This is a genomic window from Micromonospora rubida (assembly GCF_009908295.1).
GTDB classification, from domain to species: domain Bacteria; phylum Actinomycetota; class Actinomycetes; order Mycobacteriales; family Micromonosporaceae; genus Micromonospora; species Micromonospora rubida.
In genome coordinates this window covers 975,418-992,488 of sequence record NZ_JAAALO010000004.1, presented here as the reverse complement: position 1 = coordinate 992,488, position 17,071 = coordinate 975,418, and the positions used below count along the sequence as shown (strand labels likewise).

General features: G+C 74.1%; 23 protein-coding genes and 1 pseudogene. 8 read left to right on the top strand and 16 right to left on the bottom strand.

Features of this window, described 5'->3' with window-relative positions:
- Positions 1–71: 71 nt before the first annotated feature.
- On the top strand, positions 72–758 hold the full coding sequence (locus GVV04_RS19180) for a 5-formyltetrahydrofolate cyclo-ligase (RefSeq protein WP_161689363.1): 687 nt from the start codon (positions 72–74) through the stop codon (positions 756–758).
- 18 nt (positions 759–776) lie between these two features.
- Positions 777–941 (top strand): annotated as a pseudogene (locus tag GVV04_RS34425) (FmdB family zinc ribbon protein); the annotation flags it as partial.
- A gap of 14 nt (positions 942–955) precedes the next feature.
- Here the strand turns inward: GVV04_RS34425 and GVV04_RS34420 are convergent.
- Positions 956–1,240 (bottom strand): hypothetical protein, encoded by a 285-nt coding sequence (locus GVV04_RS34420; RefSeq protein ID WP_328822464.1) that lies wholly within the window; start codon positions 1,238–1,240, stop codon positions 956–958.
- A 149-nt stretch (positions 1,241–1,389) separates the two neighbouring features.
- On the opposite strand from GVV04_RS34420, the gene GVV04_RS19170 reads away from it, so the two are divergent.
- The gene (locus GVV04_RS19170) at positions 1,390–1,890 is read left to right on the top strand and encodes a flagellar biosynthesis protein FlgA (protein WP_161689362.1); all 501 of its coding nucleotides are present in this window, start codon (positions 1,390–1,392) and stop codon (positions 1,888–1,890) included.
- A gap of 115 nt (positions 1,891–2,005) precedes the next feature.
- Here GVV04_RS19170 and GVV04_RS19165 read toward each other — a convergent pair whose 3' ends face one another.
- Positions 2,006–2,191 (bottom strand): hypothetical protein, encoded by a 186-nt coding sequence (locus GVV04_RS19165; protein WP_161689361.1) that lies wholly within the window; start codon positions 2,189–2,191, stop codon positions 2,006–2,008.
- 64 nt (positions 2,192–2,255) lie between these two features.
- Here GVV04_RS19165 and GVV04_RS19160 point away from each other — a divergent pair, with 64 nt between their 5' ends.
- On the top strand, positions 2,256–2,603 hold the full coding sequence (locus GVV04_RS19160; protein WP_161689360.1) for a hypothetical protein: 348 nt from the start codon (positions 2,256–2,258) through the stop codon (positions 2,601–2,603).
- Between the two features lie 25 nt (positions 2,604–2,628).
- Here the strand turns inward: GVV04_RS19160 and GVV04_RS19155 are convergent, their stop codons facing one another.
- Positions 2,629–3,111 carry a DUF2231 domain-containing protein gene (locus GVV04_RS19155; RefSeq protein ID WP_161689359.1) on the bottom strand — a complete coding sequence of 161 codons (483 nt, stop codon included), beginning with the start codon at positions 3,109–3,111 and terminating at the stop codon, positions 2,629–2,631.
- Between the two features lie 197 nt (positions 3,112–3,308).
- Here GVV04_RS19155 and GVV04_RS19150 point away from each other — a divergent pair, with 197 nt between their 5' ends.
- Entirely contained in the window at positions 3,309–3,737 is a 429-nt protein-coding gene (locus GVV04_RS19150) for a Fur family transcriptional regulator (protein WP_161689358.1), read from the top strand.
- Between the two features lie 46 nt (positions 3,738–3,783).
- Positions 3,784–4,632: an oxygenase MpaB family protein gene (locus GVV04_RS19145; RefSeq protein WP_161689357.1), complete on the top strand. Its 849-nt coding sequence runs from the start codon at positions 3,784–3,786 to the stop codon at positions 4,630–4,632.
- A gap of 66 nt (positions 4,633–4,698) precedes the next feature.
- Here GVV04_RS19145 and GVV04_RS19140 read toward each other — a convergent pair whose 3' ends face one another.
- The 11 genes from GVV04_RS19140 to GVV04_RS19095 all read right to left on the bottom strand — a co-directional run bounded on the left by GVV04_RS19140 (position 4,699) and on the right by GVV04_RS19095 (position 13,399).
- Complete coding sequence (locus tag GVV04_RS19140; RefSeq protein ID WP_161689356.1) at positions 4,699–5,610, bottom strand: RecB family exonuclease; 912 nt, start codon at positions 5,608–5,610, stop codon at positions 4,699–4,701.
- 66 nt (positions 5,611–5,676) lie between these two features.
- Complete coding sequence (locus GVV04_RS19135) at positions 5,677–6,291, bottom strand: MarC family protein (protein ID WP_161689355.1); 615 nt, start codon at positions 6,289–6,291, stop codon at positions 5,677–5,679.
- Positions 6,292–6,328: 37 nt separating this feature from the next.
- On the bottom strand, positions 6,329–7,201 hold the full coding sequence (locus tag GVV04_RS19130; RefSeq protein WP_161689354.1) for a PHP domain-containing protein: 873 nt from the start codon (positions 7,199–7,201) through the stop codon (positions 6,329–6,331).
- Between the two features lie 73 nt (positions 7,202–7,274).
- On the bottom strand, positions 7,275–8,516 hold the full coding sequence (locus GVV04_RS19125) for a hypothetical protein (RefSeq protein ID WP_161689353.1): 1,242 nt from the start codon (positions 8,514–8,516) through the stop codon (positions 7,275–7,277).
- Between the two features lie 50 nt (positions 8,517–8,566).
- A complete protein-coding gene (locus GVV04_RS33240; protein ID WP_328822452.1) occupies positions 8,567–9,493 on the bottom strand; it encodes a SigE family RNA polymerase sigma factor in 927 nt (308 codons plus the stop codon).
- Between the two features lie 61 nt (positions 9,494–9,554).
- Positions 9,555–10,427 (bottom strand): PH domain-containing protein, encoded by an 873-nt coding sequence (locus GVV04_RS19115; RefSeq protein ID WP_161689352.1) that lies wholly within the window; start codon positions 10,425–10,427, stop codon positions 9,555–9,557.
- A 6-nt stretch (positions 10,428–10,433) separates the two neighbouring features.
- Positions 10,434–10,592, bottom strand: a complete 159-nt coding sequence (locus GVV04_RS32255) for a hypothetical protein (protein WP_165878125.1) — start codon at positions 10,590–10,592, stop codon at positions 10,434–10,436.
- A 117-nt stretch (positions 10,593–10,709) separates the two neighbouring features.
- A complete protein-coding gene (locus tag GVV04_RS19110; RefSeq protein ID WP_328822462.1) occupies positions 10,710–11,393 on the bottom strand; it encodes a DUF6758 family protein in 684 nt (227 codons plus the stop codon).
- A 171-nt stretch (positions 11,394–11,564) separates the two neighbouring features.
- Complete coding sequence (locus GVV04_RS19105) at positions 11,565–12,188, bottom strand: TrmH family RNA methyltransferase (RefSeq protein WP_161689351.1); 624 nt, start codon at positions 12,186–12,188, stop codon at positions 11,565–11,567.
- A gap of 85 nt (positions 12,189–12,273) precedes the next feature.
- Positions 12,274–12,810: a hypothetical protein gene (locus GVV04_RS19100; RefSeq protein WP_201753608.1), complete on the bottom strand. Its 537-nt coding sequence runs from the start codon at positions 12,808–12,810 to the stop codon at positions 12,274–12,276.
- 73 nt (positions 12,811–12,883) lie between these two features.
- Positions 12,884–13,399, bottom strand: a complete 516-nt coding sequence (locus GVV04_RS19095; protein WP_161689349.1) for a MaoC family dehydratase — start codon at positions 13,397–13,399, stop codon at positions 12,884–12,886.
- Positions 13,400–13,946: 547 nt separating this feature from the next.
- On the opposite strand from GVV04_RS19095, the gene trxA reads away from it, so the two are divergent.
- Positions 13,947–14,309, top strand: a complete 363-nt coding sequence (trxA, locus tag GVV04_RS19090) for a thioredoxin (protein WP_161689348.1) — start codon at positions 13,947–13,949, stop codon at positions 14,307–14,309.
- A gap of 159 nt (positions 14,310–14,468) precedes the next feature.
- Here the strand turns inward: trxA and GVV04_RS19085 are convergent, their stop codons facing one another.
- Positions 14,469–14,945 carry a thiol-disulfide oxidoreductase DCC family protein gene (locus GVV04_RS19085; protein ID WP_328822451.1) on the bottom strand — a complete coding sequence of 159 codons (477 nt, stop codon included), beginning with the start codon at positions 14,943–14,945 and terminating at the stop codon, positions 14,469–14,471.
- A gap of 341 nt (positions 14,946–15,286) precedes the next feature.
- Here GVV04_RS19085 and GVV04_RS19080 point away from each other — a divergent pair, with 341 nt between their 5' ends.
- Positions 15,287–15,694 carry a CoA-binding protein gene (locus GVV04_RS19080; protein WP_161689347.1) on the top strand — a complete coding sequence of 136 codons (408 nt, stop codon included), beginning with the start codon at positions 15,287–15,289 and terminating at the stop codon, positions 15,692–15,694.
- A 13-nt stretch (positions 15,695–15,707) separates the two neighbouring features.
- Here the strand turns inward: GVV04_RS19080 and GVV04_RS19075 are convergent, their stop codons facing one another.
- Complete coding sequence (locus GVV04_RS19075; RefSeq protein WP_161689480.1) at positions 15,708–16,904, bottom strand: acyl-CoA dehydrogenase family protein; 1,197 nt, start codon at positions 16,902–16,904, stop codon at positions 15,708–15,710.
- Positions 16,905–17,071 lie beyond the last annotated feature (167 nt).

Genomic DNA, 17,071 nt, shown 5'->3' with positions numbered 1-17,071 from the left:
AGTTCCGCGCCCGATGCTTGCGATGCTGACACAGTGCGACCGGGTGGGGAACGTTGCGTCAGGAGTGTTGCGTGCCTGATTTTTCTGATGACGCGGAAGTGGCCCATGAGGCGAAGCGGATTGCCCGGGTCGACCTACTCGCCCGCCGCCGCGCGCTGCCCACGTCGGCCCGGGCCGAGGCGGCGGCGAGCGTCCGGGCCGCGCTGGTCGAGCTGGTCCGTCGGCTGCGCCCGACCCTGATGACCGCATACGTCCCGGTGGGCTCCGAGCCGGGCGGCCCGGAACTGCCGGAGGCGTTGCACGCGGCGCTGCCGCCCCGGGCCGACCTGCTGCTGCCGGTGCTGTGCGACGACCTCGACCTGGACTGGGCGGCGTACACCGGCCCCGGCTGCCTGGTCGCGGCCGGGCGGGGGCTGCGGGAGCCGACCGGCCCCCGGCTCGGCCGGTCGGCGGTCACCGCCGCCCAACTCGTGGTGGTGCCGGCCCTGGCGGTGGACCGGCACGGGCGGCGGCTGGGCCGCGGTGGCGGCTCGTACGACCGGGCGCTGGCCCGGGTCGGCGACGAGACCCTGACGGTGGCCCTGCTGCACGACGGTGAACTGCGCGAACATCTCCCGGTCGAGCCGCACGACCGCCCGGTCCGCGCGGTGGTCGACCCCGGGGCGGGGCTGCGTACGCTGACAGGCGGCCCCGGGTCGATCCCGGCACTTCCGCTGGACGAACCCGGGTCCGATGACGCACCATTGGCACTCGAATGAGTCGAGTGCCAACCGGCCGTGCCAGATCATCCGGAGGAGAACGTGCCCACGTACCAGTACGCCTGCACCGCGTGCGGTCAGCAGCTCGAGGCGGTGCAGTCCTTCTCTGACGAGCCGTTGACCGAGTGCCCGGCGTGTGCGGGACGGCTGCGCAAGGTCTTCAACTCGGTCGGCATCGTCTTCAAGGGCTCGGGCTTCTACCGCACCGACTCCCGCGCCGGGGCCGACCCGGCCAAGAGCGGCACCGAGAAGCCGGCCAAGTCCGAGTCGTCGTCCGGCGACTCCGGGTCGTCGTCGAGCACGTCCGGCGGCTCGACCAGCGGGTCCTCGGGCTCGTCGACCGCGTCCGGGTCGTCCGGGGCATCCGGGTCGTCCGGGTCGTCGTCCTCGGGCGGCACGTCGAAGGCCCCGGCGGCCAGCGGTTCCAGCTCCTCCTGACCCGGCTTCCTAGCAGATCGCCGCGCCGCGTGGGGGTTGTCCACAGGCGGCCCGGTTGTCCACAGGCCCCGCCCCGACCCGGGCGGGGCCGGCCCTTCCCGGCCTAGCCTGCTGCTCCCGGCGCCACCACGGTGCCGGGCGAGGCGGGTGCCCCGGTGCCACTGCGGCGCCCGGGGAGAGGCGGGAGGACCGGATGGCGATCACCGGGGCGGGCACGGGATCACTGCGGCCGATGCGCCGGCCCCGGCTTCCGGGACGGTCCGCGCTGCTGCGCGCCGCCCTCGTCGCCGCCCTCCTCGGGCTCGCCGCGGCGGTCCTCCAGACCCCGGCCGGGTGCCCGCCACCACCGAATGGCTCCGGCTCCCCCGGCCCGGGCCCGTCGCCGTCCACCGGCGGCCCGCCGTCCGCGCTGCCCCTGCCCGACGGGGCGGTCGGCGTCCCGGTCCGGCTGGCCGAACCCGCCGCGCTCGCCGTGGTCCGCCCCGGCGCCCGGGTCGACCTGCTCGCCGTGCCGGCCGGCGGCCGGGCCACCGAGGCCGACCTGCTGGCGTCCCGCGCGCTGGTGCTCGACGTGGTCGGGGCCGGCGCGGCGGACGGCTCCTCGGCGCTCTACCTGGCGCTGCGCCCCGAGCAGGCGCAGCGCGCCGTGGGGCTGCCGGAGGGCAGCCGGTTCGCCATCGTGGTCCGCGGCTGACGCCGCGCGGGACCCACGGCACGGCCAAGCGGGACAGCACAGCCGAGCGCCCGAGGGGCACGCCGACCGGCAGGTCCGAACGTCCGAGGCGGGCCGGGACGGCGGGCGGCGGGGCTCAGCCCCAGTGCGGCGGGCGCTCGGCGAGCAGCCAGTCGTCGTTGCCGCCGGACCGCTCGCCCCAACCGCGGTCGGTGTCGTCGGCCGTCTGCTCGGGCAGCACCACGAAGTCGTCGCTCAGCTCGACGGCGCGGTCGTCGTCGCCGCGCGCCTGCGTCCCCGGGTCGATGCTCACGAGCGGCAAGAGTACCGGCTCCGGCCCGCGTCCGGTCGGCCACGGGGCGCAGGGGTTGGTAGCGTCGGACGGCGTGACGACGCCCAGCGGTGACCGCCCCGACGACGACTACTGGCGCCGTCCGCCGGACGCCCCCGGCAGCGGCGGCGCGGCCCCCGGCCAGGTAGGGCCGGCCGGTGCCGACAGTCCCGGCCCGGCGGCCGGGTACGGCGGGCCGCCGCCCACCACGCCTCCGCCGCCCGGCTGGCGGCCCCCGGTGCACCTGCGGGCGGCGCCGCCCCGACGCCTGCCGCCACAGGACACGGCCGGTTTGGACGTGGAGGAGCAGCGCGCCCAGTGGGTCACCTGGAGTGTCGGCGGGGCCGCAGGGGTGGTGCTGGTCGCCCTGCTCTGCCTGCTCTGCTCCCGGGCGATCTTCTGACCGGGCCGGCTCGCCGCACGGACGGTCAGAGGGTGCCGCCCCAGACCGCCTGGGCTCCGGTGTCGCCGGTCAGGTAGACGTAGACCAGCGAGGCCAGCCCGAGCACGACCACCACCACGGTCAGCAGCAGGGGCGCCCAGGAGGGCAGCCGGGAGACCCGGTCGTCGTTGCGGGTCGCCAGCAGCAGGAGGAGGGCCGCCACGGCGAGGCCGACGGTGAACCAGAGCAGCGTCCCGCCGTACTCCGCGTGCTCGTGGACCTGGTCGAGGATCTGCGGCGGGTAGCCCTTCTCCCGCAGCGCCCCCTCCAGCGCCTCGCCCGACTCCGTCGCCACCCAGGTGACGATCGGGGTGACCACCGCGAGGGCGGCCACCGCCCAGCCGAGCCGGGGGCGCCACCTCGGCAGCAGCCCGTAGGCGGCGGCCAGCACGGCCAGCAGCGGAACGAACACCACGGCGGCGTGAATCATCAGAACGTGGCCTGGCAGCCCGTTGATCTCCCTGAACACCCGACACCTCCAGTGGACGCGGTCCGCGGCAGCCAGCGTACGACGCTCCGCTGCCACGGCAGTGCTGACGATCGGGTACACGCACGCGTCGATTGCCCGGTTCAGCCCGGGCCCCGGGCGACGGCCTGCTGTGGTCCTGGCCACCCGGTCAAGGAGCTCGCTTGTCGCCTGGTGGGGGCCGTGCTGTCATTGACCTCATGTCCGGTGGTGAGGAGCTGCTTCGGTCGAGGGGCCTGCGGGTCACCCGGCCGCGCCTCGCCGTGCTGGGCGTCCTCGCCGCCGGCGGTCACCTGGAGGTCGACGAGATCACCCGCCGGGTGCGGGAACGCCTCGACTCCGTCTCCACCCAGGCCGTCTACGACGTCCTCGGCGCGCTGTCCCGGGCCGGTCTCTCCCGCCGGATCGAGCCGGCCGGCAGCCCCGCACGGTACGAGGCGCGGGTCGGCGACAACCACCACCACGTGGTGTGCCGAAGCTGCGGCGAGATCGCCGACATCGACTGCGCGGTCGGCGAGGCACCCTGCCTCGACCCGGCCATCGCCCACGGCTTCGAGGTGGACGAGGCGGAGGTCACCTTCTGGGGGCTCTGCCCGGCCTGCCAGGCCCGCCGCTCCGCCGACGACTGACGTCACCCCCCGCCGACCGGGCTCGGGGCGTGGCACCCTTGGTCAGGTGGACTCCGATGACCTCGGCCTGTTCGGTCCGGGATCGGTCACGTGGAAAGTGCACGGGGAGCCGATCCTGATCGTCGCCGGCCTGCGTTCGCTCTACCTCCAGGCGCTGCACCCCCGGGCCATGGCCGGGGTGGCGCAGAACAGCGACTACCGCGCCGACTCGTGGGGGCGGCTGGTCCGCACCGCCACGTACGTGGCGACCACCATCTACGGCACCACCGCCGAGGCCGAGGCCGCCGGGGCACGGGTACGCCGGCTGCACGCCCGGCTGCGCGCCACCGACCCGGCCACCGGGGAGCCGTTCCGCGTCGACGACCCGGAGTTGCTGTGCTGGGTGCACGTGGCCGAGGTGGAGTCGTTCCTCAGCACCGCCCGCCGCGCCGGGCTGCGGCTGACCGACGCCGAGGTGGACGGCTACTACGGCGAGCAGCGCCGGGTGGCGGCCCTGGTCGGGCTGGACCCGGCGGACGTGCCCGGCACCGCGGCGGAGGTGGCGGAGTACTACCGGCGCGTCCGGCCGGACCTGCGGATCACCCGGGAGGCGGCGGAGACGGCCGTCTTCCTCACCGTGCCGCCGATCCCGTGGAAGCTCAGCCTCCCGGCCCGGGTCGGGCTGAACCTCGGGCCGGCCCGGTTCGCGTACCTCGGCGTCGCCGGCACCGCGTTCGCGCTGCTGCCGCCCTGGGCCCGCCGGATGTACGGCGGTCTGGGGCTACCGACCACCGAACTGTCGGCCGACCTCAGCGTGCGCGCCCTGCGGCTCGCCCTGGCTGCCCTGCCGCGCCGCTGGCGGGAGGGCCCGATGCAGCAGGCCGCAAAGGCGCGGGCGGCCGGCGTCGCCGCCTGACCCCGGCCGGTCCTGGCCCGCCCCGGCGGCGTCACGGTGCCGGTCAGACGGTGCGTGCGGTGCCGGTCAGGCGGTGCGCTCCATCGCCGCCCAGGGCTCCTTGCCCGGCGTCTGCGAGCCGGTCGGGCAGGTGCGGCGGTAGTCGCACCAGCCGCAGCGCGGCCCGGGTGTGGTGGGGAACGTTTCGTCGGGGTCGGCCCCGTCGGCGACGGCCCGCTCGGCGGCCATGATGTCCCGCGCGGTCTCCTCGGCGCGGGTGAGCTGCCGGGCCAGCGACTCGGCGGTGTGCTCGTGCGCCGCGACGGTGCCCGTGGGCAGGTGGTGCAGCTCCACCCGGTGGCACGGCCGGCGGAACACCCGCTCGGCGGCGTACGCGTAGAGGGCCAGCGCCTGGGAGCCGCGCGCGTCGTCGGCGTCCGTTCCGGCGCGGCCGGTCTTGTAGTCCACGATCACCAGCTCCGGGCCGTCGGGGCCGGGCCGGGAGTCGATCCGGTCGGTGCGGCCGTTGAACGCCAGCACCGCCGTCTTGACCGCCACCACCCGCTCGACGCCGACCGGGTCGGCCTCCGGATCCAGGGTGTCGACGTAGGACTCCAGCCAGCCCAGCGCCCGCCGGTACGCTTCCCGCTCCTGCTCGTCGTCGCGGTAGCCGTCGCGGACCCAGGTGCCCCTGAGCAGCACGCCCAGCGCCTCCGGGCGGCGGCGGTCGGCGGGCAGCGCGTACCAGTTCTTCAGGGCGGTGTGCACGCTCGCGCCGAGCGAGTTGTGCGCCCAGGGCGGGCCCTTCGGCGGGGCCGGCCGGTCGACGTACGAGTAGCGGTAGCGGCGGGCGCAGTCCGCGTACGCGCCGAGCTTGCTGGGCGTGCAGACGAACAGCCGCTCCGGCATGCCGTCGAAGCCGAGCTGCTCGGGCTGGCCGGCGCGGGCCCGGGGGGCCCGACCGGAGGTGGATCGTCCGGGTGAGGAGGCTCGTCGCACCCCACCGATCCTGCCACCCCGGTACGACGCTCCGCCCGACCCGGTCGGCGCGTCGGGTCGGTCGGCTCAGGCCATGTTTATGTACTGGGTGACGAAGGCGGCGACGGCGTCGGCGATGAGCTGCACGGCGATGGCCGCCAGCAGCAGGCCGGCGATCCGGGTGAGCACCTCGATCCCGCCCGGCCGAAGGATCTTGACGATCCCGCCGGAGAAGCGCAGCACGAGCCAGACCGCGAGCATCACCGCGACGATGGCCGTCGCGATGGAGCCGTAGTCGGTAACCCCGTCGGCCTGCTGGACGAAGAGCATGGTCGCCACGATCGCGCCTGGCCCGGCCAGCAGCGGGGTGCCCAGCGGCACCAGGGCGATGTTCGAGGTGGACTGCTGGGTGGGGTCGTCGGTCTTGCCCGTGAGCAGCTCCAGGGCGACCAGGACCAGCAGCAGCCCGCCGGCCGCCTGGAGCGCCGGCAGGTCCACGTGCAGGTAGGCGAGCAGGGTCTGACCGGCCACGGCGAAAACCACGATCACCCCGAGCGCCAGCGCCACGGCCTGCCACGCCGCCCGGTTCCGGTCGCGGGCGGACAGCGGCCCGGTGAGCGCGAGGAAGATCGGCATCATGCCCGGCGGGTCGACGATGACCAGCAGGGTCACGAAGACCTCGCCGAAGAGCTTGGGATCCACCCGGACACGGTAGCCGCGCGGGTGGATACGGATCAGGTCAAGCGACAGGCGTCACCCCGCCAGCCTCGGCCAGGATCCGCTCGTACACCTCGGCGGCCGTGGTGAACGCGCCGAGCCGGACGGTCTTGTGGGTGCCGTGGAAGTCGGACGAGCCGGTGACGAACAGGCCCAGCTCGGCGGCGAGCGCCCGCACGTGCGCCCGCTCGGCGGGCGAGTGGTCCTCGTGGTCGGCCTCCAGCCCGGCGAGGCCGGCCCCCGCCAGCTCGACGATCAGCCCGTCCGGCACGATCGGCCCCCGCCGGCTGGCCCTCGGGTGGGCGAGGACCGGCACGCCGCCGGCCGCCCGGACCAGCCGGACCGCCTGGAACACGTCGAGATCCTCCTTGGGCAGCCGGTAGCGCTCCCCCAGCCAGGCCGACCCGAACGCCTCGATGGTGGTGGTCACCAGCCCGGCCCGGATCAGCGCCTGGGCGATGTGCGGCCGGCCCACCGTCCCGCCGGCCGCCCCGGCCAGGATCTCCGGCCAGCTCACCTCGACGCCGTCGGCGCGCAGCAGCTCGACGATCCGCTCCCCGCGCACCTCACGGCCGGCCCGCATCCGGGCCAGCTCCGCGACCAGCTCCGGGTGGTCCGGGTCGAAGAGGTACGCGAGCAGGTGCAGCGCCACCGCCGGCTCGGCCCCGTACCAGCGGCAGGAGATCTCCGCGCCCCGGATCAGGGTCAGCCCGGGGGGCCGCGCCGCCACGGCGGGCGCCCAGCCGGCGGTGGTGTCGTGGTCGGTGATCGCCAGCACGTCCAGTCCGGCGTCGGCCGCGGCCCGGACCAGCTCGGCCGGGGTGAGGGTGCCGTCGCTGGCCGTCGAGTGGGTGTGCAGGTCGATGCGGGCTGCCGGCCCGGGGTGCGGGGTCATCGCCCGACGCTACCCGCCGCCGGCACGGCCCCAGCCAGGGCGAGAGGCCAGGACGGGAGGTCAGGACGGGAGGTCAGGGGGCCACGTCGGTGACGACCACCGGCCGGCCGCCCGGATCGACGCCGGACACCGGGGCGGCGTCGGCCGGCTCCCCGGCGAGCACCCGGTCGGTGCGCACCTGCACGAGCCAGCCGCGTCCGTCGACGTACCCGGCGGTCCGGGCCGGGGTCCAGGCCACCACACCGGCCAGCGCGGGACCGGCGCGGCGGGCCACCGGCGTCCCGTCGAGGGTGGCCAGGTCGATCAGGAGCGCCCCGGCGGCCTTCGACGTGCCGGTGCGGCCGTTGACCAGCAGCCAGCGGCCGTCGGCGGAGACCGCGCCGAACCCGTCGGCGTCGAGGATCGGCCCGCAGGCGGTACGGATCACGGCGAGGTTCCGGGCGGGGTCGAGCAGCGCCAGGCAGGGCCGGCCGGGCGTACCGGTGGTGACCACGCCGACCGCCCGGCCGTCCGGCAGCGTCCCGTGGACGGCGAGGACGTCGCCCCCGGCCCCGGCGGAGAGCCCACCCACAGCCGGCCGCCACACCGCGTACCCGGGCCGGGTGGGGTCGAGGCGCACGAGGACGGCGTCGCCGACGAAGCCGACCGGGACGGCCGGCCCGGGGGCCGCCGTGCTGGTGACCGCGACCAGGCGGTCGCCGACGATTCCGGCGAGGGTGATCCGGTCCCCGTCCCGCCAGGCCACCTGCCGACCGGTGGTGGCGACGGCGATGGTCTCCGCGCCCGCGAGGAGCACCTGGCTGCTGCCACCCGGCCGCACGGAGACGAGGCTCCGGCCCGCCGCGGTCGGACCGCTCACCACCAGCCAGCCGCCCTGGTCGGGGATGCGTTGGGCCCGGTCGACCGCGCCCAGCCCGAGAGGGATGCTCGCGTTCCCGGTGGTGCGCAGGGTCGTGCCGACGATCAGGTCCACGGCGGAGCCGCCCGGACCGGGGAGCGATCGGGCGGGCCCGGCCGACGGGCTCGCCGCCAGGTTCGGGGCCGGGCCGGCGGTGGCCCCACGCGGGTCACCGAGCACCACGGTCGGGGTTGTCGGGTGGCCCGCCTGCGCACCGAACTGCGCCACGCCGGCACTGACCAGCACGGTGGCCGCCCCGGCGAGGGCGATGCCGGCCAGGGTCCGGCGGCGACGGGTGCGGTTGGCACGCCGGATGACCAGGCCGGCCGGGTCCACGGCGAGGGGGCGGAGCAGGGCGGCCTGCCGGGACAGCGTCTCCCGGACCGCCCGCTCCAGCTCGTCTCTCGGCACATCCATTGGACGCCCGGGGTCCCCCGTCCGGTTGTCAGCGGGGATCGGCACGCCGCTCACCGCCTCTCCGCGCCGACGGCCCGGGTCGACGCCCCGACGGCGTCGGCCGGGCGACCGTCGGCCGCGACGGCGTCGGCGACCACCGGGGCGAGGGCTGCCGGCGGGGTGGCGGCGACCGCCGGCGCCGAGTCCCTCGGGTGGCCGCTGCGGCGTGGGGCGCCGGCGGCACGCTGGGCCTCGGCCGGCATGCGGGGCGAGGCGGGTGCCGGCACGCGCGACGGCTCCCCGGCCGGTGCGGGCCGGCGCGGCGGCGTCCGGGACGCGCCGGGGCGCGGGCCGGCGCGGCCCGGGACCGGGGCGTCGGACACCGTCGCCCGGTACGGGCGACGCGTCGCCTCCCGGCCGGCGGACCGCGTCGACCCGGGCAGGTCGGGCAGGTCGAGGGCCGCCTGCTCGCCCAGCCTGCGGCGCAGGGTGGCCAGCGCCCGGGACGTCTGGCTCTTCACCGTTCCCGGGGAGATCTCCAGCAGCGCGGCGGTCTGCGCCTCCGACATGTCCTCGTAGAAGCGCAGCACCAGCACCGCCCGTTGCCGGCTGGGCAGCGCCCTGAGGTGCCGCCAGAGCACGTCCCGGTCGAGCTGCTGCTCGATCTCGTCGGTCCCGGCCCGCTCGGGCAGCACCTCGGTCGGCCGTTCCCCGTGCCAGCGCCGCCGCCACCAACTCGTCGAGGTGTTGACCATGACCCGGCGGGCGTACGGCTCGATCGCTTCGATCCCGCCGAGTCGCCGGCAGGCCAGGTACGTCTTGGTCAGGGCCGTCTGGAGCAGGTCCTCGGCCGTGGCCCAATCCCCGGCGAGCAGGTACGCGGTGCGCAGCAGGGCACCGGAACGGGCCGCGACGAACTCACGGAACTCCTCCTCCAGCGGGTCCCTGCCGGCCACGCCCACCTCCCGCACCCCCGTGCCCTGCTGGCAGGCTGCCACGCCGGGGCGCGTGGGTCGACGGCGATTGGTGCCTTGTTCCTCCGATGTTCGGACGGAATTCTCAGGCGCCGTCGTCGGCCTTGGCCTCGTCCGCTTCCTTGCCCAACCGCGCCTCGACTGCCTGCGGCTCGTACATCTCCTCGACGACGCGCAGGTAGAGCTCGTTGGGGTTGGGCAGGTTCTTGATCTCGCGGAGCGCCTGGTCCTGGCCGGCGGACTCCAACACGAAGGTGCCGTAGTTGAGCGCGCGGCCGGTCGGGCTCTGCTCGTACTTCATGTCGGTGACCCGGGCCAGGGGCATCATCGCGACCTTGCGGGTGACGATGCCGTTGACGACCATCACCCGCTTGTTGGTCAGGATGAAGCGGTCGTACCACCAGTCGGCGACCTTCCACGCGACCCAGCCCATCACGGCGAACCAGAGCAGTACCGCGATGGTGGTCAGCGCGCCCACGTCCTGCCCGGCGAGGAAGCCGGAGAGGTAGCCGAGGACGAAGGTCGCGGCGATGCCCACGAGGATCGGCGTGGTGAGGTGGATCCAGTGCCGCTTCCACTCGCCCCGGTATCGCTCGGTGGGGAAGAGGTAGCGGGCGACGAGCGAGCTGGGCTCGTCCTCCAGCGGGAGGACCCGCCGGGGGCCCAGCGGCATGCCGGAGGCGTCGACCCGCAGGCCGGCCAGCTCGTCCTCGGAGATCTGCGGCGCCTGGTAGCCGGCCTCGGGGTCGCGGACCCAGGCACGCCCGGAGCGTCCCTCGCCCGCGTACGGGCCTTCGCCGTAGCCGACGTCGTCGGAGAACGGGGGGCCGTCCGAGGGACCAGAGCGGGAGCCCGGCACGTCGTCAGGCCGGACCCGGGGAATCGGCTCCGTGTCTCGGTCCCGGCGCCCACGGTCGGGGTCGTCGGGATCGAAGGGGGGGCCGGAGGGGCTTCCCATCGGCGGCTAGGCGATGAGGCTGGTGAAGAAGTCGCCGAAGCCTTGGGCGATGTCCATGATGCCGCCACCGATCGACTTGAAGACGTCTGCCGCCGAGTTCGGCCGGTAGGCGACAAAGAAGATCAAAAATGCGATACCGGCCCAGGTGAGGACCTTCTTGACCATGGCGGGCCATCCTCTCGCGCTGGCGCCGGGTCCATTTACCGCAGCGGCACCCAGAGTATCAGTAAGGTGTCGTACAGTGAATCTTTGCGTCCGTTCCCCGACAGAACGGGAGACTTGTCAGGCCTTCCCGTGCAGGTAAGGGGACGGTGCGCCGTACACGAGCTCGGACGGCGTCCACTCCGTGAGGTCGCGCAACTCCACGTCCTCGGCGAGCAGATGCCCCGCACTCGCCGGCCAGGCTATCGCATGAAGCCACATTCCCCGAGCCTCGCCGGCGTACGCGCTTCGATCTGTCGGAGAATTCACGAGCCACAGTGGAGTCGGGTGGCCGGCCACCCGGATCCTGGCCTGTCCGATGTGCTCCGGATGCCCGGGGCCGGGTTCGTTCAACGCCTCGGCGAGTTGCGGGCCCGGATCGGGGCCCGCCATCCCGGCGAGCCGGGTGCCCAGGCCCACGCCCGGCTCCTCGGCCACGAAGACCAGATCGGCGGGGCCGCCGCCGAGCGGCTCGGGCCCGGCGCAGGCGATCGCGGTGGCCCGCACCCCGGTTCGCTCGTCGCCGGCGTACGCCACGCCGGTGAGGGTCCAGCCGGGCGGCAGTGGCCAGGGGCACCAGACCGGCGTGGCCGGCTCCGCCCCGGTCACCGCGCCGGCGACCCGGTCCACCACGCTGGCCATGATCTCCGCGCCGATGTGCTCGGGCACGTGCAACGGCGGCACCGGCCCGCAGCGCAGGCACCGCCACTCGGTGTGCATCAGGTCCGGCTCCCGCACGGATCCACCACACCTCGGACAACTCACCGCGACACTCACGTTTCCACCGTCACCCCGGATGGCGGGGCAGTCAAGTCGAGCGGCCGTTTCCCCGGCGCGTCGGGATGGGATTCCACCGACCGTGCCCGATCACGGGCACAGGGTCATCGGGCCGACGCCCGCCCCGGACCCGGGCGGCGCAGCGGTGTGGACCGCGGCTCAGTCGGGCGGCGGGCCGGCGTGGGCCCGGATCCACGCGTGCATCGCGATGCCGCTGGCCACCCCGGCGTTGATCGATCGGGTCGAGCCGTACTGGGCGATCGAGAAGAGCTGGCCACAGGCCGCCCGGGCGGTCTCGGACAACCCCGGGCCCTCCTGGCCGAAGAGCAGCACGCAGCCGCGCGGCAGGGTGGTCGTCTCCAGCGGCCGGGATCCGGGCAGGTTGTCGATGCCGACCACCGGCAGGTCCCGCCCCGCCGCCCAGGTGACGAACTCGTCGATCGTCTCGTGGTGACGGACGTGCTGGTACCGGTCGGTCACCATGGCGCCCCGCCGGTTCCACCGCCGGCGCCCGACGATGTGCACCTCGGCGGCGAGGAAGGCGTTCGCGTTGCGGACCACCGTGCCGATGTTGAAGTCGTGCTGCCAGTTCTCGACGGCCACGTGGAAGTCGTGCCGACGCCGGTCGAGGTCGTCGACCACGGCCTCCCGCCGCCAGTACCGGTACCGGTCCACCACGTTGCGCCGGTCGCCCCCGGCGAGCAGCTCCGGGTCGTACCGCGGGTCGTCCGGCCGGTCGCCGGGCCACGGCCCCACGCCGACTTCGAGCTGGTCACCGGTCACGGTCTGAAGAGGGTACGGTCCGCCCGCCGCCCGCCGGCCGTAGGGTGCCCCGGAACCGGTCGCAGGCGGCTGGCGGGCGGCCTGATCAGACCAGGTCGAGTGCCCCGCCGAGCCGGTCCAGGAAGCGCCGGTCGGCCGACGCGGCGGGCGCGTCCACCGGGGCCGGGGCGCCGCCCGCGGTGACCCGGCAGACCCGGGCCGCCACCGACTGCACCCACTGCCGGTACGCGGCCGAGTCGGCGGGGTCGGCCCGGCGGCGCAGCACCCGCACCGCGGCCCGGCAGGCGGCCAGCAGGTCGACGACGTCGGTGAGCCGGCCGGCCGGGGCGGGCGCCCCGTCGTGTCGGGCGTAGATGGCGGCCACCACTGCACGGACCAGGTCGCTGTCGAAGGCACGGCCCGCCGCCACGGCGTCCATGCCGGCGAGCCCAGCGGCGACGCCCCGCGACGGGCGCCCGGGGGCGGGCGTGGCGGCGGCCACGAGCACCCGGCCGGGCAGCCCGGTCAGCAGGTCCCACTCGGCGGCGGAGTAGACGGCGGTGGTCAGCGGCGCGGCGCGGCGGCCGGCAGAGGGCGGCTCTCCGGCGACGGAGTGGCTCATGGGGACCTCCGGCGCCAGCATAAGCCTCCGACCAGGGAAAAGGCCCCAACCCGGCGGAAGACGGCGGGGAGGGGCCCGGTGCCGGACGGGAGGGTCAGCGCGGCTCGGGGAAGCTGGGCCGATCCGGGTCGACGCCCTCTCCGACGGCGGCGGCCGCGTACTCCCGCTTGGGGACCATCACCCGGCGGCGGAAGACGCAGACCATGGTGCCGTCCTGCTTGTAGCCGCGGGTCTCCACCGAGACGACCCCCCGGTCCGGCTTCGAGCCGGACTCACGCTTGTCCAGCACGGTGGTCTCGCCGTAGATGGTGTCGCCGTGGAAGGTCGGGGCCACGTGCCGCAGCGACTCGACCTCGAGGTTCGCGATGGCCTTGCCGCTGACGTCGGGGACGGACATGCCGAGCAGCAGCGAGTAGATGTAGTTGCCGACCACCACGTTGCGCTGGAACTGGCTCGCCGACTCGGCGTAGTGGGCGTCCAGGTGCAGGGGGTGGTGGTTCATGGTGAGCAGGCAGAAGAGGTGGTCGTCGTACTCGGTGACGGTCTTGCCCGGCCAGTGCCGGTAGACCGCGCCGACCTCGAACTCCTCGTAGTAGCGGCCGAACTGCATCGATGTCCCCTTCATGGCGGCGACGAAGTTCGGGCCAGCATGCCTTATCGAGTGTTAAGGCGGGGGCCCAGGCGGGCCGGCCGGGAAATTGTCACACCGGCGGCGGCACTTGGGGGAGACGCAATGAGCGGCGGGGCCCTCCCCGGCACCCGCCGCCCACGCTCTGATGCGACAGATTCTGCCGCACCGCAGTGCCAAACGAACAGAGACCGACGTCACATTTATCTTTTCGTAACAATACTCTGCGTGACCAGTGACCAATTCCGGAGCGATCTCCGCAGGTCGGATCGGTGCTTGTCAGGCATCAGATCACCGACAGAGCTACGCCGCCCGGCCGCACAACCATGGAAGCGCTCCCATCACGGCTCGTCACGCAAATGCGTCATGCATGTGCACGCCGTAAGCCAGGGACGACAGATGCAGGTCGATGCCCCTGCGCTCCCGCCAGCCGTCCGGCGGGGTTTCGGCGCCGACCTGCCGGGAATTCGTGGGCACCCGTCCTGGTTCCAGGAGGCGTAGTTGATTCCGCGGTGATCGGAGAGTGCAAATGGCAACCGTTGAGCTGACCACGGGGAACTTCGACGAGGTGGCGGGCAGCGATGGCATCGTCCTCGTCGACTTCTGGGCCGAGTGGTGCGGCCCGTGCAAGCGGTTCGCCCCGGTCTACGAGCGCTCCGCGGAGAAGCACCCGGACGTCGTCTTCGGCAAGGTCGACACCGAGGCACAGCAGGAACTGGGCGCCAAGTTCGACATCCGCTCCATCCCGACGATCATGGCGATCCGGGACGGCGTGATCGTCTTCTCCCAGGCGGGCGCCCTGCCCGAGTCCGCCCTGGAGAACCTCATCGAGCAGGTTCAGGGCCTCGACATGGACGACGTCCGCAAGAAGCTGGCCGAGCACAACCACTGAGCCGACAACCGCGACGTCCGGGCCCCAGATCTGGGGCCCGGACGTCGTCGCGTCCCGGGTAAGGGCCGTCGCCGCGGGCCCGGTCGTCGCGGGGATCGAGGGTCAGCAGAGCCGGCACGTCGCCGAGCCCGACCGGCCGCTGGGCCGACGAGATCGTGGTCAGCTGGCAGGCGGACCGATGACCGGCTGGCTGACCGAGGCGGTCCCGCGCGGCCGGGTGGGCCGCGTGGTGGGCCGTCCCGCCGGGCCGTAGAGCCGCCCCCGCGCCTCCTGGGGCAGCGAACACGCGGCGGTGCCGCCCGGCAGCCGGTGCCGGTTACGGGCCACCCAGCGGTACGCCGGCCAGGCCGCCATGCGGGCCGGCGGGAACCGCAGGCCGGCCCCGGCCACCCGCCAGAGCGGGCCGCTGTCGCCGAGCAGCCTGGCGATCGCGTCCGGGCCGGCGGCCCGGGAGCCGTCCGCGCCGACCCACTGCACGGCCTCCTCGCACTCGGCCTCCGTCAGGCCGAGCGCGTCGAGGTCGGCGAACTGCCAGGGCAGCACCCGCACCCCCGTGGGGATACGGTGCTCGATGAACTGGGCGCACTTCGTGCAGAACGCGCAGTCGCCGTCGTAGACGAAGGTCGACGTCTCCATGGCTACATCCTCCTCCGGCCGGGCGACCGCCCGGGCCCTGGTGTCCGGCAGGCCACTTGCGCTCAATTCGCACACGTGTTCGAATGATGGCCATGCGCTGGGACAGCCTCTCCGCTCCCCCGGACGAGGGCGGTTCCGAGCGGGCAGTGCCGGCGGCTCCACCCCTGCCGCCGGCACTGCCCGGCGCTACCCGTCCGCACTCTCGACACCCCGGCTTCGCCGGATGACCGGCCTACCGGTTCACTCAGGGGCATCACCACGGAGGCCGGCGACCTCATCGCCGACGGCACGGCCTGTACTTCACCCGCAACACCCGCAGGCAGGCCGGCTAGAGTCGGCGGGTGCGTACCGCTCAGCAGATCCTCGCCGATTCCGCCGTGATCGCCGTCGTGGGCGCGTCCCGCGACCCGAGCAAGGCCGCACACCGGGTGCCGGCGCAGATGCAGCGGCACGGCTGGCGGATCATCCCGGTCAACCCGACGGTCGACGAGTTGTTCGGCGAGCGGGCGTACGCGTCGCTGGCCGACATCCCGCACCCGGTCGACCTGGTCGACGTGGTCCGCCCGGCCCGGGACGCGGTCGGGGTGATCCGCGAGGCCGTGGCGATCGGCGCGCCCGCGGTCTGGCTGCAACTCGGCATCGTCTCGCCGGAGGCGCGGCGGATCGCCGAGGAGGCCGGGATCGACTACGTCGAGGACCGCTGCCTCATCGTCGAGCGCGCCGCTGCCGGGCTGACCCGCCTCGGTTGACTGTGATGCTGGCTTAGAGCTTGTACTCCTTGAGCAGGCCACGGGAGATGATCGTCTTCTGGATCTCCGAGGTGCCCTCGCCGATGAGCAGGAACGGGGCCTCCCGCATCAGCCGCTCGATCTCGTACTCCTTGGAGTAGCCGTAGCCGCCGTGGATGCGGAACGCCTCCTGGACCACCTCGGCGCAGTACTCGGAGGCGAGCAGCTTGGCCATCCCGGCCTCGACGTCGTTGCGCTGACCGGCGTCCTTGAGCCGGGCGGCGTTGACCATCAGGGCGTGCGCGGCCTCGATCTTCGTGCCCATCTCGGCGAGCTTGAAGGCGATCGCCTGGTGCTTCGCCAGCGGCTGGCCGAAGGTCTTCCGCTGCTGGGCGTACGCGACGGCCAGCTCGAAGGCGCGGATGGAGATGCCGCAGGCGCGGGCCGCGACGTTGACCCGGCCGACCTCGATGCCGTCCATCATCTGGTAGAAGCCGCGGCCGACCTTGTCCGGCCCGCCGAGCACGTTGGCGGCGGGGACGGTGACGCCGTCGAGGACCATCTCGGTGGTCTCGACCCCCTTGTAGCCCATCTTGTCGATCTTGCCGGGGATGGTCAGGCCGGGCGCAGTCTCGCCGAAGCCGGGCTCCTTCTCCAGCAGGAAGGTGCTCATGTTGCCGTACACCGAGTCGGCGCCGGTGTCGGTCCTGACCAGGGTGGCCACCACCGAGGAGTACGCCCCGTTGGTCAGCCACATCTTCTGGCCGTTCAGGACGTAGTTGTCGCCGTCGCGGACCGCCCTGGACCTGATCGCCGAGACGTCGGAGCCACACTCCGGCTCGGACATGGAGAACGCGCCGCGTACCTCGCCGGTCGCCATCCGCGGCAGCAGCCGGGCCTGCTGCTCGGCCGAGCCGTGCTGGGAGATCAGGTACGCCACGATGAAGTGGGTGTTGACGATGCCGGAGACCGACATCCAGCCCCGGGACAGCTCCTCGACCACCAGGGCGTAGGTCAGCAGGGACTCGCCGAGCCCACCGTGCTCCTCGGCGATGGTGAGGCCGAACAGCCCCATCTCGCGCATCCCGTCGAGGATGTCGGTGGGGTACTCGTCGGCGTGCTCCAGCCGCTGCGCGTGCGGGATGATCTCCCTGTCGGCGAACTCCCGGACGGTTTCCAGGATCGACCGCTGCACGTCGGTCAGGCCGGGCGTCTGGGCGAGTCGGGCCATCTCAGCCTCCGGGGATCGGCGCATTACTCATGGGTAACTGAACGCTCGGTCAGTATCGGCCTCCCGGCCGGCGAGGCCAAGCTGACCAGTCCACACAACCGCTGTGAAAAGGTTCACCGCTGCGGGTAGCGTCCGCAACAGGGCAGGTCACCAGGGGTGCGCGGGAG